This is a genomic window from Cobetia sp. UIB-001 (assembly GCF_044789135.1).
Taxonomy (GTDB): domain Bacteria; phylum Pseudomonadota; class Gammaproteobacteria; order Pseudomonadales; family Halomonadaceae; genus Cobetia; species Cobetia amphilecti.
This window is the reverse complement of sequence record NZ_CP058244.1, coordinates 366,491-381,308: the sequence shown is the minus strand read 5'-3', so window position 1 is coordinate 381,308 and position 14,818 is coordinate 366,491. Positions and strand designations below refer to the sequence as shown.

Here is a 14,818-nt window from a genome sequence, read left to right as displayed (position 1 = left end):
CCGCACAGGGTAGGCTTCGCGCCGTCCCGACTCTCCCCGGCTTCACGTGAAAGGAACGAACATGCAACTCGGTATCATCGGACTCGGCCGCATGGGCGGCAATATCGCTCGTCGCTTGATGCGCAATGGCCACGAAGTGGTCGCCCATGATCGTGACGCGGCAATCGCCCAGTCACTGGTCGCCGACGGTGCGACGCACGTCGATAGCCTCGTGGAACTGGTTCAGCAGCTCGAGGCGCCGCGCGCCGTCTGGGTCATGCTGCCGGCTGGCGAGATCACCGAGCAGACCATCGCCACGCTGGCCGAGCTGATGGAAGCCGGCGACACCATCATCGATGGCGGCAACACCTTCTACAAGGACGATATCCGCCGTGCCACGGCCCTCAAGCTGAAGGGCCTGAACTACGTCGATGTGGGCACTTCCGGCGGCGTGTGGGGCCTGGAGCGCGGCTACTGCATGATGATCGGTGCCGAGAAGGCCGTGTTCGAGCATCTCGAGCCGCTGTTCGATACCCTCGCCCCGGGCTATGGCGATCTCGAGCGCACCAAGGGCCGCAACGCCCCGGATGAGCGCGCCGAGCGCGGCTACATCCACGCCGGTCCGGTCGGTGCCGGTCACTACGTGAAGATGGTCCACAACGGCATCGAGTACGGCCTGATGCAGGCCTACGCCGAGGGCTTCGAGCTGATGCAGAGCAAGGGCTCCGACGCCCTGCCGGAAGATCAGCGCTTCGACCTCAATCTGGCCGATATCGCCGAGGTGTGGCGTCGTGGCAGCGTGGTGTCTTCCTGGCTGCTCGACCTGACCGCCCAGGCACTGGCCGGTGATGAGCGTCTGGATCACTACAGCGGTGCCGTCTCCGACAGTGGCGAAGGCCGCTGGACCGTCGATGCCGCCGTCGAACAGGGTGTCGCGGTGCCGGTGCTGGCCAATGCGCTGTTCTCGCGCTTCAGCTCGCGCAAGGAAAACACCTACGCCAACCGCCTGCTGTCGGCGATGCGCTTCGGCTTCGGTGGCCATGTCGAGCCGCCCAGGAAAGACTGAGCACCTGCTCTGACACGCCAGACGTGAAACGCCCCGCTCATGGAGATCATGAGCGGGGCGTTGTCGTTTGCGGGGCCTGCTGGCAGAGCGGTGGAGTGTCAGCTGCCCTTCTTGCCAGCCCTGTCAGCCCTTGGTGTCAGCCCTTGGTGTCAGCCACTGGCATTATCAGCCGCCGCCAGCGCCATCCACCGGCGTCAGCGTCATCTGCTGACCGCGCATGTTGATATCGAACTCCCCCAGGAAACTCATACCCAGCAGCACCACCTCATCGTGCATGCCCGGCACGATGGCCCCGCGCACCTCGCGCTGGCTGAGCCCCGCCAGGCTGACGGTATCCAGTGTGGTCAGGGCGCCGTGACTGACGCCATTGGCGGTAGTGAAGCGCGCATCCCGCCCGCGTGGCAGCTGCAGGCGCTCGGCCAGCGCTTCCGACACCGAGACATAGGTGGCGCCGGTATCGAGCAGGAAGGTGACCGGTTGATCATTGATGGTGCCAGGGGCCACGAAGTGCCCTGAGCGATTGCGCGACAGGGTCAGTGGCTCGCCGGATGACAGCGACTGGCCAGCCAGCGAGGCATTGGGCCGGGTGCGCTCATCAAGCTGGCCCTGAAACCACCACACCAGCATGGCGAGAATCAGCGCCCAGCACAGCACCAGCATGCCGACACCATAACGGCGGGTCGCGCCGCCCCCTGAATCACTCATCCACCACCACCCCGCAACAGCAGACGCAGGCCGACGGCGCACAGTGCGAAGCCAAGAATCAACGGCACCCCGATCAGCCAGCCGCGCGCCCCCGGCAGGCTGGCCTCATGCGGGGCGTCGAGGCGATAGACCAGCGCCACGCTCTCCCCCACGGCGGGTGTCGGCGAGGGCACCGCCAGCGGCGAGATGATCTCGTGCCAGCCATCACGCTGATCCTGATAGCGCACCACGGGCGCATACTGGATCGACTCGATATTGAAGCGCCCACCCGGCGGCAGCCCCGCCATCGCCAGGGCCTCATCCTCGCTGAGCCTGCCGCCCTTGGGCAGATGGATCGGGCTACGCCCTTCGACGTGCAGCGTGCGATCGTGGTTGATGACCTCGCCCATCACCTGCGCGCTGTTGCGGGCGAAGGACTGCGCCTGCTGCCAGCGATAGCCGCCGAGCAGCAGCAAGGCGATACCGATGATGATCAGTCCCCAGGTCAACGCCATGCGATGCCTCCTTGTGGTCGGTGCCATCATGCACGACGCGGTGTCGAAGTACGGGCCTGGACGTCGTCGCTCACGTCATGGGCCACGCCCTGCTCGTGTCCGCCGGCCGCTTCCAGCCTCTCGCTCAGCGCCTCGAACTGGCGCCAGCGCGCATGCGCCAGCGGCGTGACACCTTCGGCGTCCGCCAGATTGACGTCGGCACCGTGGGCCAGCAGCTGCTCGACGACCCGTTGATAGTCAACGCCGCCATCCCCCAGCAACACAGCCTCGATCAGCGCCGTCCAGCCGAGCGTATTCTGGTGATTGACGTCGACATCGGTCTCCTCGAGCAGCTGACGGCAGATATCGGCATGGCCACGCTCACTGGCCGACATCAGCGCAGTGGAAGAGAAGCGATTGAGCACCGTCGCCGAGGCGCCATGCGCCAGCAGCCGGCTCAGGCAGTGGCCATAGCCGAGTGCGGCCGCGGCCAGCAGGGGGGTGTCGTGCAGGGCATCGGTCTGCTCGCAGTCGGCGCCGGCGGCCAGCAGAGCCTCCACCGCCTCCGGCTGATTGGCCTGCACCGCGACCAGCAATGGCGAGCGCCCGCGATAATCCACATCATTGACTCGCTCGTGCGCATCGGGAGCGGCCAATGCCTGTGCCAGGCCCTCCAGATCGCCATGCTGAGCACACATTGTCATGTCCTTCATCACCACCTCCTGACGCCCGGCAACGGATGCTTACTCTTTGACAGCCTATGCGATCCTGAGCGTGACCGTTAGCCCCGCCAGCGTTCAATCGGCGCCTTGAGCATCGCCGATCAGGCATGGCGCGACGAATGACAGGCAAAAAAAATGCGCTCCCGAAGGAGCGCCAGTTCGTCATCACCGCAGGGCGCGGCAGACGAGACTCAGAAACGAAGCCCGTCCGGCTGCCAGCCGGACACCGTCAGAATACGGTGTCGTCCTGGCCGCGCCCAATCATCTCTCGGGATGGCTGTGATAGCGCTGAGCTATCAAGACAAGACCGCCGATAAACGAGGCGGCGCCCTGTCACTCCTTCGGCTGCGCCCCGACCAGCGGGGAGCTCGGCAGCCAGACGCGTGCCGCCAGGCCGCCCAGACTGGAGCGCTCCAGTGCCAGCTCGCCCCCGTAGAGCGCCATCAGATCATCGACGATCGCCAGCCCCAGACCGGAACCGGAGCGCCCTTCATCAAGACGCGCCCCACGCCCCAGCGCGGCAGCGCCCTCTTCTTCATTCATGCCGGGGCCATCGTCCTCGATGATCAACAGCACGCCGCCATCGCGGGTCTCGCTGCTGACGCGCACCTGCTGACGAGCCCACTGCAAGGCGTTCTCGAGCAGGTTGCCGACCATTTCCTGCAGATCCTGCGGGTCGACCCGCACGCTGGCGTCGTCCTCCAGCGCCAGACTGAGCGTGATGCCACGCCGGCTCGCCAAGCGCCCGAGTCCCTCGAAGACCGGCCCCGCCGCCTCACGCAGGCTGATGCGCCCGCTGAGATGCGCGCCACCGGCGGCACTGGCACGCGCCAGGTGGTGGCGTACGGCTTCATCGATGCGTTTGAGCTCGGCGTCGATCCGCGCACGGTCCTCGCCGTCGAAGCGCTCGGACTGCGCCTTGAGCACGCTGACCGGCGTCTTGAGGGCATGCGCCAGATTGCCGGCCGCCGCGCGACCGCGCTCGATCAAGCGCTGATCACGCTCGAGCACGGCATTGATGGCGCGGGTCAGCTCGGTCAGCTCCGGCGGCAGACGGGTCTCTTCCAGCCGCTCCGCCTCACCGTCGGCGACCTTCTTGAGGCGAGCCCGCAGGCGCCGTAGTGGCGCCAGCCCCCAGCTGATCTGCGCGGCAGAGCCGCACACCAAAAGCGATGCCAAGGCCACCAGCGCACCCGCCAGCAGCCACTCGAAGCGCGCGACCTCGGCGTCGACCTCGCTACGACTGGCCGCCACCATCACGTGCAGTGGCTGGTTGCGGCCGGGCAGGCGGATATCGCGCTCGAGAGAGCGCAGCACCTGATGGCGCGGGCCCTTGAGGTCACGGCTGATGATGACGCCCTTGTCCATGTCTTCCAGCGGCGGCAGTCGCTGGTCCCACAGCGAGCGCGACGTCAGCACATTGCCGTTGCGATCGGAAATCTGCCAGTACCAGCCCGAATAGGCCTGATCGAAGCGTGGGTCGCCCAGCGAGCGTGTCAGGCCGGGGCGGCCCTTCTCGCGGTCGAACTGGATGGCGGCGATCAGCACCTTCGACAGCGACAGCAGGCGCTGGTCGAAGGCGGTAGTCACGGCGTCACGGAAGCTCCAGGCCAGACCGAGCCCGGTCAACGGCATGACAATCAAGGCAATGACCAGCGAGCCACCCAGCAAGCGGCGGCCGACGGACAGTGGCTTCATGCGTCGCTGCCATCCGCCGGTGTCCGTGTCTCGGCGTCCGGATCACGCAGGCGATAGCCACGCCCGCGCAGCGTCTCGATGCGCTCGGCACCCAGCTTGCGGCGCAGACGGCTGATCTGCACGTCGATGACGTTGGAATCGGGTTCGTGGTCGCGGTCATAGACATGCTCGACCAGTTCAGAACGGCTGACCACACCGGGCACGGCGTGCATCAGGTGCATCAGCAGGCGCGTTTCCTGGGCGGTCAGCGACACGGGGCGCCCCGCCAGGCTGACGGTACCGCCGTGGGTGTCACAGGCCAGATCGCCCAGCTTGAGCACGGGGTGGGCATGGCCGCGTGAGCGACGTACCAGGGCGCGCAGACGGAAGATGACCTCGGCGGTCTCGAAGGGCTTGGTGACGTAATCATCGGCGCCGGCAGAGAAGCCGGCGGCCTTGTCAGACCAGCGCTCGCGCGCGGTGAGCACCAGCACCGGCACCTCGATGCCGGCTTCCCGCCACTGGGCCAGCCAGCGCGTGCCATCACCGTCCGGCAGGCCGAGATCCAGCACTACGGCATCGTAGCTCTCGGTCTGGATCAAAAAGTCGGCGTCTCCCCCGGTGGTGGCAAGCTCGACCAGTACATCGGCTTCCCCCAGGCGCGCCATCAGCGCTTCGGCCAACGGCATGTCATCTTCAACCAGCAATATCTTCATCGATTCTCGGGCTCCTGACGCAAGCGGCGTTCTACCGGTGGCGCAATGGACAATGGCACTAGCATACCGTTCCTCAGGGCCGCCAGGCACCCTCAGCGCCCTTGTCACAGCCTGCGCTGGCACTGCCTGGCCTGGCCACTGCCTGCCTCGTCCTACTGACTCTCGACCTCGGCATTGGCGCCGTCAGTCACGAGCGACATGTCGTCCGTCTCGGGCAAGGGCCTGGTCAGGGGCTCGGACAAGGAACCGCTGCCAGCGCGACGCATGGCATCCAGATTGACGCCGCGCACCTCACGCAGGCTGCCATCCGAGGCACGCACGGTGAATCTGGCCATCTGGCCCTGCGGCCCGAGCATCTCGACCTCGTAGATCAGCTCGCCATGCGTCTCTTCGAGTTCCACCTCGACTACCTGACCCAGCCAGTCGCGCTCGAGGCTATCGAGCAGCTCGGACAACGAGATGACACGTCCGGCGGCGACTTCATCGTGCAGGCTACGCCAGCGCTCGCTGTCACACAGCGCATGCGGCGGCAGCGCCAGTGCTCCGACCAGCAGGCTCCCGAGCCCGAGGCACAGCCAGACATAGCGTTGCCGCCATTGACTGCCACGCGCTGCACGGGCGTCTGGCTGAGCCTTGTGGGGAGTCTGCATGAAGAGGAACCTCGTGAATGACGGCGGGGCTGGTGTGCGCCCAAGGCGGGCGCTTGCGCGTGGCGCTCAATCTAGCAACGGAATGTGCAATCAAACCTGCGTTGGAACAACGCGGACCAACGCGAGAGCAACCACTGACCCTGTGATGCAGAGACTGACAGGAGGCAATGAACCTCAGATGAATTCACGTCTCAGCGTCGCGCAAGGTCGCCTGGCCCACAGTGAGCGCCATGCCCAGCCATCCTTGAGGAGGGTGTCATGTCCCCATCAGCCGCGTCCCGTATTGCTCCCGCTCGTGAATCAGACTCCGCATCCCGGCAGCCTCCGTCCTCGGCCGCAGGCGCCGCCCCGTCGCGCTTCTGGCTCGCCAGCCGCGCAGTCCAGCACTGGCGACACGGCCTGGGCGTCAGCGCACTCGGCCTGATGCTGGGCTCGGCTCCCGCCTATGCCAATGGCATCGAGGACCTGCCGGTGCGCCATCAGCTGTCGGCGGCAGAACTCTCGACCGCAGGGCTCTCCTCAAATGGGACCTCGACCAACGAGCACTCAGATGACGGCAAGGCGCACGCCACGCTCGGAAATGACGCGGAGGATAGCGCGCCGGACACGGCCGCCACCCGCACAGCCGGAAAGCCTGCGACAGATATCTCTGACGCCGCGTCTACCCAGGGGCTCGCGCCAGAGCTGCTCACGCAGATGATGATCCACGCCAGTCGCAAGGGCATGATGGAATTCAGTACGATGGATATCCGCGACGATCATGTTCAGTTCACGGGCTGGGGGCATAATGGGTGGCAGATGGAACTGGCCATCAATCTCGCCGATGGAGAATTCATCAGCGAAGCGCTGCGCCAGAGTGATTCCGCGCCCGGCGACAAGGCCATCGATGGCGACAGCATGCGCCAGACCTTGAATTTTGCCGCTGTCGACGGCATCAAGAATGTACAGAGCGTCGAAGTCGCTGCGCACGCCATCCAGATTCACGGGCGCGATGCGCAAGGCAGGCCGCAACGGATGACATTGAACATGCCGCTGCCGGGCAACGCTTTCAACCTCGCCGCCAGCGTGTCCATGAATCCGGATTACCGGCCGTGAACTGATCGACCCGCTTGACCAGCCGCCGTGCCTTGAAGTGGTTCAGGGACTGAACCCGACATCCAGCGCTGGATCAACGCCGAAGCCGCTTGACGGCAACGATGCCAACTTCGATGCTGAACGAGTCAACCGGCCGCCCGATGCCATCAAGCGCCTCATGCAAAAGTGCGTCGCATCGAGCCCCACTTACCCATCCCCCGGCCCAGAGCACGAATGCCAGTTGCGCCGGGAGAGCAATACCCCTGTTTCCTGACCCGATATCCCCGACCACCCACTTTCACCTATCGGGTCATCCTCGCCCGGCCTGACGGCCCGGCTCTATCGTGGAGAAGACACATGCAAGGCCAACAGCACAACACTCTGTGGAACCAGGCTCGCCAATGGCAGGCCAATGCAGGCAACCAACGCCCCTCCAATGGCCTGTCCGGCCTCAAGCTGGTCGCCGCCTGGCTGATCGGTGGCGTGGTCATGATCTTCAGCCTGTTCGCGGCGCTGGTGATGATGGTACTCGGCATCATCATGCTGCCCTTCATCCGCCGTCGCATGAAAAAGCGCATGAGCGAGATGCAGCAGCGCATGCAGGAGGCCCAGGACAAGGCCAGTGGCCGCCAGAACTACTCGCGTGATGCCACGCGTGAAGACGGCAGCAGCACCGAGACGCTGGACGGTGAGTATCAGGTCAAGGAATAAGCCCTGACGCCAGAGACAGCTGAACGTCTCGCATTGGCCGACTCGCACTGGCCGATTCGCAATGATCGTCTCGAATTGATCATCACGACGTTCGCCAAAAACGCAAAAGGCCGCCCCATGGGGCGGCCTTTTGCGTTGCTGCGTCCTGAAGCTGCCAAGGCAGGCTCCGGCGCCTGACCATCACACCCGATAGACGCTGGCCGTCATCACCTTGGACATCAGGCGCATCGCGCTCTTCAGCGGCCCAGGGAAGCGATGACCACCGGCTTCCAGCGCCCACTGCTCATGATGGGCTTCGTCGATTTCCATCTGGCGCAGGACGGCACGTGAACGCTGATCACCCTCGGGCAGCGTCTGCTGGTGCTTCGACAGGTGCTCGCCGACCAGCTCTTCGGTCGCGGCCACGAACCCGAGGCTGACCTTGTCATTGATGGCACCCGCTGCTGCCCCGAGCGCGAAGCTCGTCATGTAGAACAGCGGATTGAGCAGGCTGGTGTTGGCATCCAGCTCGACGAGTCGTGCATCGCACCAGGCCAGGTGATCGATCTCTTCCTGGGCGGCCAGCTCCATCTGCGTGCGCGTCTCGGGCAGACGCGCCGTGAACCCCTGGCCCTGATAGAGCGCCTGGGCACACACCTCGCCAGTGTGATTGATGCGCATCAGGCCAGCGGCATGCTGGCGCTCTTCATCGCTGAGCGCTTCGTCATGGATGTCGCCCGCCGGAGAGGGACGCGACGGCTGGGCGGCATGTGGCACCAGGGTACGCAGTACGGTGTCGAACTGATGGATCAACTGATCGGCGCGGCTGTGATGACGTTGCGCCGAAATGGCATTGGAATGCGGCATGGGAAGACTCCTGCACGGCGTGAGCAATGAGGCCATCTTACGCAAGCCAGCCCGCGACGGTAAGGGGCAGAGTGTCGCCGGGCGAGGCCTGACCAGCTCCCTTGCGCCGTGGCTTCCCCAATGAAAAACCGGCAATGCCGTTTTCACGACATTGCCGGTATGCGCCTGTGTGCCGCGCGCTTGTTATCGCTAGCCGCTACCTGCCCGCGAACCGCCGGTACAGGCGCCTGCTCTATGCCGGCTCAGCCAGCCGGCCATGTGAAGCGGCGACCACCCATCAGGTGCATATGAATATGATAGACCGTCTGGCCGCCATCTTCATTGCAGTTCATCACCACGCGATAACCGCCCTCGGCAAAACCGTAGTCCTTCGCCAGTCTGGCGGCGGTGTACTGCAGGCGCCCTACCGTGGCCAGCTGATGCTCCTCGATATCGTTGAGCGTGGCGATGTGCTGCTTGGGGATGATCAACACATGGGTCGGTGCCTGCGGATTGATGTCATTGAAGGCCAGCACCTCATCATCCTCATAGACGATATCGGCGGGAATCTCGCGGTTGATGATCTTGCAGAACAGACAGTCCATGACACCTTCTCCCTTGAAGTGGGGCTGCCCATGGCAGCGTGGCCTGCCAGCGTAGCGCCAGCCGGGCAACAGGCCAAGGGCAGACGCAGGAAAACGCGGGCCAGTTGGCGGACAGGGCAATGTCGCCTTTAGGGAAACAGACTGATTCACCGCTGCCAGTGGGCGAATGGGGAAAACAGTAGGATAATCATTGTTACCCCGCTAACGAGAAGCCGCCCGTCATGCCCGTGTTCACTCGCCAAGATTCCTCCCTGCGCAAGGCCAACCACGAACTGGAGGCCGGCCTTGGCGCTCATGGCGAGACACGACCGGCCACTGTCGGCGCCCCCGCCGTTGATCGCGCCGAGCCTACGCGCGCCGAGAAGGCGCGCGCTGCACTGCGTGCCGCGCCCAGGGTCGCGCGTGTTGACGGCGAGCAGGCCCCGGGCGAGTTCCTGCAGCGTGCCAAGGGCTTTCTCAAGGCCGAGGTCTATATCACACACCTCAATGGCCAGCCGGTGGTCTGCAAGGATTACCGCCGCTATGCCGGCACGCCGGCGGCATTGGTGGCACGCTGGCTGGTACGCCACGAGCTGAAGATGCTCGAGCGTCTGGGCGACTGGACACACGCCCCCCGCGCCGTGGCGCGCCTGTCACCGCTGTCGCTGGCGATGGAGTACATCCCCGGGCCGTTGCTGAGTGACGCCGCCCTGGATGACGTGACGGATGCCCGCCTCAGTCAGCAGCTGATTCTCGTCGTGCAGCAACTCCATCAGCGTCAGATGGCCCACAACGACATCCGTGGCTCCAACGTCGTGCTGCGCGATGGCGTGCCGGTCCTGATCGACTTCACCTCTGCCGTCCGCCTGCCGCGCCTGCCGGGCACAGCCACTCTTGCGCGCATGATGCGCCGCTTCGACCTGCGTCACTCGCTGAAGCTCAAGCAACGCACCCTCGGCCTGCCGTTGAGCACCCGCGAGGCACGCCTGCTGATCCGCAGTGGCCGCCTGAATCGCACCCTGCGTATCTGGAAGAAAGGCATCCTGCCACGCCTCAAGGGCCGCAAGCACTGAGCCAGCCCGAGCCCAGAGCCCTTCATGTCTCCCGCTAGCGAAACCGCCGCTGCGCCAGCAGGCTCTTGACCAGCGGCGTGATGATCAGCTCGATGGCCAGTGCCATCAGCGCGCCGGGCACCACCAGTGTATGCGGGCGCGACATGAACGAGCCCTGGATCATCGCGAGCAGGAACGGGAAGTCGACACTGCCGGGATCGCGGAAATGGATCACGACCATCGACTCGGCATCCGTCGGGATATCCTGCGGCTCGAAGGGGTTGGAGGTATCCACCGTCGGCACGCGCTGGAAGTTGATGTGCGTGCGTGAGAACTGCGGCTGGATGTAGCGCACGTAGTCATCCATGCGGCTCAGGATGGTGTCCACCACCGCTTCCTGGGAGTGCCCGCGCAGCTTAGTGTCGCGATCGATCTTCTGGATCCACTCCAGATTCATGGTCGGCGCCACCCCGATCAGCAGATCGACATGACGCGCGATGTCATGCTCCGGTGTCACCAGCCCGCCATGCAGCCCCTCGTAGAACAGCAGGTCCGTACAGTCCGGCAGCGACTGCCATTCGGTGAAGGTGCCGACCTTGTAGCCGGCCTCGATCATGCGCTTGTCTTCGGCATGGATGTAATGACGATGCGTGCCGGAGCCCTGCTCGCCATATTCGACGAACAGCGCTTCCAGACGATCCAGCTGGTTGGCCTCGACCGCGAAGTGAGACAGCTCGCGCTTGCGCTCCGGCGCCTCCTGAAACATGCGCACCAGCTCGTCACGGGTATAACGGTGAAAGGCATCCCCATCCACGTAGGCGGCATGAATCGCCTCACGCGAGAACATGCGCTCGAAGGTGCGCATGACGGTGGTGGTGCCCGCGCCGGAAGACCCCGTCACGGCGATGATCGGATATTCCCGCGACATCAGTTGGCTACCCGGGACGACATGGCTGAGACGGCCTGCTCGATGGCGGCACTGGCGCGCGCGCTCGGCTCCGCCAGCCCCTGCTCGCCAGCGAACACCAGCCCGACGCGCAGCGTCGCCAGTACCGCGTCATCGCTGACACGCAGCAGGCGGTGATGGACGCCAAGCCCCTTGCCGGACACGCTGTCGATGGCCGTTTCCACCACGAGCGCGTCGCCCAGCCGGCCCTCGCCCTGATACTGCACGGCGAGATCCGCGACGATGCTCATCAGCCCATCGATGTTCCACTCGGGGAAGCCCAGCGCCTGCCAGGCCTGACCCCGCGCCTCGTGCGCCAGGCTGACTACGCTGTCGTGGCCCAGGTGCTGGCCATAGTTGATGTCGCTGACCCGAATCGTCATCGGGTGGCGATGTACCAGGCGGGAAACCGGGAATTCAAGCCGGATACGGTCCATGCAGACTCCTTGTCGGCGAGACAGGAAAAGGGTTCAGGGCGGACGGCGACGCCAACTTTCGACGCCGGTCTGCCTCAAGAAGGAATATAGGATGACTAGGGTTATCGCATGCCCGACACCGACATGACCAGCCCCCGACACGATGGTCGTAGGCGCTCAGGGCGTCGAGAGACACCCCAACGACAAGACCCGGCCTGAGGCCGGGTCTTGTCGTGAAGCAGGCATGTCGCGGGACGATGGCCCGTGCGACTCAGCGCTTTCAGCTATCGCCGCGCTCGCGAGCGATGGCGCGCCAGGCGATGTCGCGACGCACCAGCATGTCCTGCCAGCTGATGGCATCGACGCCTTCATAGGCACGCTCGGTGGCCGCCGCGACGCTGTCGCCCAGTGCGGTGACGCACAGCACGCGACCACCGCTGGTGACGACCTGGCCGTCCTGCTCGGCGGTGCCGGCATGGAAGACCTTGCAGCCGGTCGCTTCGGCTGCGTCGAAGCCGCTGATGACATCGCCCTTGCGGTAGCTGGCCGGGTAGCCGCCAGCTGCCAGCACCACGCCGACCGCCGCGCGGGAATCCCACTCGCAGGTCTGGGTGTCGAGACGCCCGTCTTCGGCGGCCAGACACAGCGCGACCAGATCGGACTTCAGACGCACCATGATCGGCTGGGTTTCCGGGTCACCGAAGCGGCAGTTGTATTCGATGATCTTCGGCGCGCCCTGGGCATCGATCATCAGACCGGCATACAGGAAGCCGGTATAGGGATGGCCTTCGGCCGCCATGCCACGCACGGTGGGCAGGATGATCTCGTCCATCACGCGCTGGTGAACGTCAGCCGTCACCACCGGCGCCGGAGAGTAGGCCCCCATGCCGCCGGTGTTGGGGCCGGTATCGCCTTCGCCGACGCGCTTGTGATCCTGACTGGTGGCCATCGGCAGCACGTTCTCGCCGTCGACCATCACGATGAAGCTGGCTTCCTCGCCGTCGAGGAATTCTTCGATCACCACGCGTGCGCCGGCATCGCCGAAGGCGTTGTCCTCGAGCATGTCACGCACCGCGGCGCGGGCTTCCTCGTCGCTCATCGCGACCACGACACCCTTGCCTGCCGCCAGGCCATCGGCCTTGATGACGATGGGCGCCGGATGGGCCGCCAGGTACTCAAGCGCCGCATCGACCTCCGCGAAGGTCGCGTAGTCGCCGGTCGGGATGGCATGACGCGCCAGGAAGTCCTTGGTGAAGGCCTTGGAGCCTTCCAGCTGGGCGGCACCGGCCGTCGGGCCGAAGCACTTGAGCCCCGCTTCACGGAAGCGATCGACCACGCCGATCACCAGCGGCGCTTCCGGGCCGACGATGGTCAGCTCGATGGCGTTGTCACGCGCGAAGGCGACCAGCGCATCGAGATCGTCAGCGGCAATCGCCAGATTGGTCAGCTTGGACTCGCGCGCCGTACCCGCATTGCCGGGCGCCACGAAGACCTCCTCGACACGGGATGACTGGGCGGCCTTCCAGGCCAGCGCATGTTCGCGGCCACCGCCGCCGATGATCAGGACCTTCATCTTTTCAACCTTCATGAGCCAGTGAGGATCAGGGCTACCCGCATGGCGCGAGCTACCGAGGAAATATCAGGCTGCGCATTATGGCAGAAAGGCGCCCTGCTCGGGGCGCCCCTTTTCACATCACGATGAATTTATGTGAAAGCTGGATCTGACACGGTGCCACACTCAGCGCCGCTCATCGTCCGGCGGCGTGTCCGACTCATCAGGCGCCGCATCCGCATCGCTCGGCTGTGAGCGTGAGGCATTCTTGCCAGCGCCCATGCCAGCGCCCATGGCCTGCTGCCAGAAGCGCAGGTTCTCTTCGGCGACCTCGCGCATCATTTCCATCGGCGAGTGACGCATGGCCTGGGACCACTGCTCCTGCATGCGCTGCTGCTGCTCCATCATCAGACGCGTGCCCTGCTCCAGATAACCGGCCAGCGGCAGCGGCTTGGCCATCGCGTAGATGCGGATGAACTGCTCCAGCAGCTCGTTGGAGAAGACCTCGGCCTCGCCCTCGCCCTGCTCCTGCTCGATGATGATGGTCAGCAGGATGGTGCGCGTGAGGTCCTCACCGCTCTTGGCGTCCTCGACCTTGAAGACCTCTTCCGCCAGCACCAGGCTGCGCAGGTCTTCCAGGGTCACGTAGCGGCTCTGCTCGGTGTCGTATAGGCGCCGATTGGCATATTTGCGGATCACTCGCACGTGTCAGGCTCCTGTCGATTTTTCTTCATTGTGCACTCAAGGGGGGGGACTGCAAGAAAAGGCGTCTCCACGCGTCAGCCATTGACGCCATGCCAACGCTGTCCCCGTCGGGTCAGCATGCACGACATGCTAGAATAACGCCCGCTTGCCGCTGTCTGTAAGCGATGCATCCCGCCCTCCACTGCCCCGGTATTGCCATGAATCTGATTTTGCTCGGCGCTGACGACCTGACCGCTCAGGACCATGCACGTGTCACGGACCCGCGCCGCCTGCGCCATCTGCGTGAGGTGCATCGTGCCAGCGTCGGCGACGAGATGACGCTGGGGGTGGAGGGTGGCCTGATCGGCCGTGGCCGCCTGGAGCGACTGGAGGCGGACAGCGCCGAATTCAGCCTGACGCTGGACCGTCAGCCGCCGGCGCCACTCGACGTGCATCTGCTGCTGGCGCTGCCGCGCCCGCGCATGCTGGCACGCTCGCTGGAACACGTCACGGCATTGGGTGTGAAGCACATCACCCTGCTGCATACGCGGCGGGTCGAGAAGAGTTATTGGCAGTCGCCGGAGCTCAAGGAAGACAAGATTCGCCAGCATCTGGTGCTGGGACTGGAGCAGGCGCGTGACACCATCATGCCGACGGTGACCCACGAGAAACTGTTCAAACCCTTCGTGGAAGACCGCCTGCCGGCACTGATGACACCAGCATCAGGCACGCCTCCGCATGGCATCATCGCCCATCCGGGCATGCCGAATGAATGCCCACGCGCCGTCCACGAGCCGGTGATGCTGGCCATCGGCCCGGAAGGCGGCTTCGTGGACTATGAGGTCGAGAAATTCATGGCGACAGGATTTGAAGGGGTGCATCTGGGCGAGCGCATCCTGCGCGTCGAGACGGCCGTCACGGCGCTATTGGCCCGTCTGGGCTGAAGAGCGTCAGGTCATACAAGAGCAGGTCATAAAAGCAGCAGG

At 65.0% G+C, this 14,818-nt stretch carries 17 protein-coding genes; 5 read left to right on the top strand and 12 right to left on the bottom strand.

Annotated elements, in window-relative coordinates:
• The first annotated feature begins 61 nt into the window (after positions 1–61).
• Entirely contained in the window at positions 62–1,045 is a 984-nt protein-coding gene (gene gnd / locus HA399_RS01750) for a phosphogluconate dehydrogenase (NAD(+)-dependent, decarboxylating) (RefSeq protein ID WP_043334711.1), read from the top strand.
• 165 nt (positions 1,046–1,210) lie between these two features.
• Here gnd and HA399_RS01745 read toward each other — a convergent pair whose 3' ends face one another.
• The 6 genes from HA399_RS01745 to HA399_RS01720 form a co-directional block, all read right to left on the bottom strand.
• Positions 1,211–1,750, bottom strand: coding sequence for a TIGR02281 family clan AA aspartic protease (locus HA399_RS01745; protein ID WP_404325829.1), 540 nt, complete (start codon positions 1,748–1,750; stop codon positions 1,211–1,213).
• Complete coding sequence (locus HA399_RS01740; protein WP_404325828.1) at positions 1,747–2,244, bottom strand: hypothetical protein; 498 nt, start codon at positions 2,242–2,244, stop codon at positions 1,747–1,749. Before HA399_RS01740 ends, HA399_RS01745 begins: the two co-directional genes overlap by 4 nt.
• Before the next feature lie 26 nt (positions 2,245–2,270).
• A complete protein-coding gene (locus HA399_RS01735) occupies positions 2,271–2,936 on the bottom strand; it encodes an ankyrin repeat domain-containing protein (RefSeq protein ID WP_107335604.1) in 666 nt (221 codons plus the stop codon).
• Between the two features lie 342 nt (positions 2,937–3,278).
• Positions 3,279–4,643: a HAMP domain-containing sensor histidine kinase gene (locus HA399_RS01730; protein WP_043334721.1), complete on the bottom strand. Its 1,365-nt coding sequence runs from the start codon at positions 4,641–4,643 to the stop codon at positions 3,279–3,281.
• On the bottom strand, positions 4,640–5,338 hold the full coding sequence (locus tag HA399_RS01725) for a winged helix-turn-helix domain-containing protein (protein ID WP_404325825.1): 699 nt from the start codon (positions 5,336–5,338) through the stop codon (positions 4,640–4,642). Before HA399_RS01725 ends, HA399_RS01730 begins: the two co-directional genes overlap by 4 nt.
• Positions 5,339–5,490: 152 nt before the next feature.
• Positions 5,491–5,988: a PepSY domain-containing protein gene (locus HA399_RS01720; protein WP_404325824.1), complete on the bottom strand. Its 498-nt coding sequence runs from the start codon at positions 5,986–5,988 to the stop codon at positions 5,491–5,493.
• A 258-nt stretch (positions 5,989–6,246) separates the two neighbouring features.
• Here HA399_RS01720 and HA399_RS01715 point away from each other — a divergent pair, with 258 nt between their 5' ends.
• Both HA399_RS01715 and HA399_RS01710 read left to right on the top strand, forming a co-directional pair.
• Positions 6,247–7,083, top strand: coding sequence for a hypothetical protein (locus HA399_RS01715; RefSeq protein WP_404325822.1), 837 nt, complete (start codon positions 6,247–6,249; stop codon positions 7,081–7,083).
• A gap of 336 nt (positions 7,084–7,419) precedes the next feature.
• The gene (locus HA399_RS01710; RefSeq protein WP_052384715.1) at positions 7,420–7,773 is read left to right on the top strand and encodes a hypothetical protein; all 354 of its coding nucleotides are present in this window, start codon (positions 7,420–7,422) and stop codon (positions 7,771–7,773) included.
• A 180-nt stretch (positions 7,774–7,953) separates the two neighbouring features.
• Here the strand turns inward: HA399_RS01710 and coq7 are convergent, their stop codons facing one another.
• Positions 7,954–8,601 (bottom strand): 2-polyprenyl-3-methyl-6-methoxy-1,4-benzoquinone monooxygenase, encoded by a 648-nt coding sequence (gene coq7 / locus HA399_RS01705; protein WP_404326877.1) that lies wholly within the window; start codon positions 8,599–8,601, stop codon positions 7,954–7,956.
• A gap of 260 nt (positions 8,602–8,861) precedes the next feature.
• Positions 8,862–9,203, bottom strand: coding sequence for a histidine triad nucleotide-binding protein (locus HA399_RS01700; protein WP_043334727.1), 342 nt, complete (start codon positions 9,201–9,203; stop codon positions 8,862–8,864).
• 221 nt (positions 9,204–9,424) lie between these two features.
• On the opposite strand from HA399_RS01700, the gene HA399_RS01695 reads away from it, so the two are divergent.
• Positions 9,425–10,255, top strand: a complete 831-nt coding sequence (locus tag HA399_RS01695; protein WP_404325821.1) for an RIO1 family regulatory kinase/ATPase — start codon at positions 9,425–9,427, stop codon at positions 10,253–10,255.
• Positions 10,256–10,289: 34 nt separating this feature from the next.
• Here HA399_RS01695 and HA399_RS01690 read toward each other — a convergent pair whose 3' ends face one another.
• From HA399_RS01690 to phaR, 4 genes are all read right to left on the bottom strand, one after another.
• Positions 10,290–11,162, bottom strand: coding sequence for a phosphoribulokinase (locus HA399_RS01690; RefSeq protein ID WP_043334728.1), 873 nt, complete (start codon positions 11,160–11,162; stop codon positions 10,290–10,292).
• Complete coding sequence (locus HA399_RS01685; protein WP_052384717.1) at positions 11,162–11,617, bottom strand: thioesterase family protein; 456 nt, start codon at positions 11,615–11,617, stop codon at positions 11,162–11,164. The genes HA399_RS01690 and HA399_RS01685 overlap by 1 nt, the downstream gene beginning before the upstream one ends.
• Before the next feature lie 259 nt (positions 11,618–11,876).
• Positions 11,877–13,169: a phosphoribosylamine--glycine ligase gene (purD, locus tag HA399_RS01680; protein WP_043334731.1), complete on the bottom strand. Its 1,293-nt coding sequence runs from the start codon at positions 13,167–13,169 to the stop codon at positions 11,877–11,879.
• A 165-nt stretch (positions 13,170–13,334) separates the two neighbouring features.
• Positions 13,335–13,853, bottom strand: a complete 519-nt coding sequence (gene phaR / locus HA399_RS01675; RefSeq protein WP_043334733.1) for a polyhydroxyalkanoate synthesis repressor PhaR — start codon at positions 13,851–13,853, stop codon at positions 13,335–13,337.
• A gap of 197 nt (positions 13,854–14,050) precedes the next feature.
• On the opposite strand from phaR, the gene HA399_RS01670 reads away from it, so the two are divergent.
• On the top strand, positions 14,051–14,776 hold the full coding sequence (locus HA399_RS01670) for a 16S rRNA (uracil(1498)-N(3))-methyltransferase (protein WP_404325819.1): 726 nt from the start codon (positions 14,051–14,053) through the stop codon (positions 14,774–14,776).
• The last annotated feature ends 42 nt before the right edge of the window (positions 14,777–14,818 follow it).

Bases quoted from the DNA above. Each gene is read 5' to 3' on its own strand.
- purD (WP_043334731.1), bottom strand. From the start codon at position 13,169: ATGAAGGTCCTGATCATCGGCGGCGGTGGCCGCGAACATGCGCTGGCC.
- HA399_RS01690 (WP_043334728.1), bottom strand. From the start codon at position 11,162: ATGTCGCGGGAATATCCGATCATCGCCGTGACGGGGTCTTCCGGCGCG.
- HA399_RS01715 (WP_404325822.1), top strand. From the start codon at position 6,247: ATGTCCCCATCAGCCGCGTCCCGTATTGCTCCCGCTCGTGAATCAGAC.
- HA399_RS01720 (WP_404325824.1), bottom strand. From the start codon at position 5,988: ATGCAGACTCCCCACAAGGCTCAGCCAGACGCCCGTGCAGCGCGTGGC.
- HA399_RS01745 (WP_404325829.1), bottom strand. From the start codon at position 1,750: ATGAGTGATTCAGGGGGCGGCGCGACCCGCCGTTATGGTGTCGGCATG.
- gnd (WP_043334711.1), top strand. From the start codon at position 62: ATGCAACTCGGTATCATCGGACTCGGCCGCATGGGCGGCAATATCGCT.
- HA399_RS01685 (WP_052384717.1), bottom strand. From the start codon at position 11,617: ATGGACCGTATCCGGCTTGAATTCCCGGTTTCCCGCCTGGTACATCGC.
- HA399_RS01695 (WP_404325821.1), top strand. From the start codon at position 9,425: ATGCCCGTGTTCACTCGCCAAGATTCCTCCCTGCGCAAGGCCAACCAC.
- HA399_RS01735 (WP_107335604.1), bottom strand. From the start codon at position 2,936: ATGAAGGACATGACAATGTGTGCTCAGCATGGCGATCTGGAGGGCCTG.
- HA399_RS01730 (WP_043334721.1), bottom strand. From the start codon at position 4,643: ATGAAGCCACTGTCCGTCGGCCGCCGCTTGCTGGGTGGCTCGCTGGTC.
- HA399_RS01710 (WP_052384715.1), top strand. From the start codon at position 7,420: ATGCAAGGCCAACAGCACAACACTCTGTGGAACCAGGCTCGCCAATGG.
- HA399_RS01700 (WP_043334727.1), bottom strand. From the start codon at position 9,203: ATGGACTGTCTGTTCTGCAAGATCATCAACCGCGAGATTCCCGCCGAT.
- HA399_RS01740 (WP_404325828.1), bottom strand. From the start codon at position 2,244: ATGGCGTTGACCTGGGGACTGATCATCATCGGTATCGCCTTGCTGCTG.
- HA399_RS01725 (WP_404325825.1), bottom strand. From the start codon at position 5,338: ATGAAGATATTGCTGGTTGAAGATGACATGCCGTTGGCCGAAGCGCTG.
- HA399_RS01670 (WP_404325819.1), top strand. From the start codon at position 14,051: ATGAATCTGATTTTGCTCGGCGCTGACGACCTGACCGCTCAGGACCAT.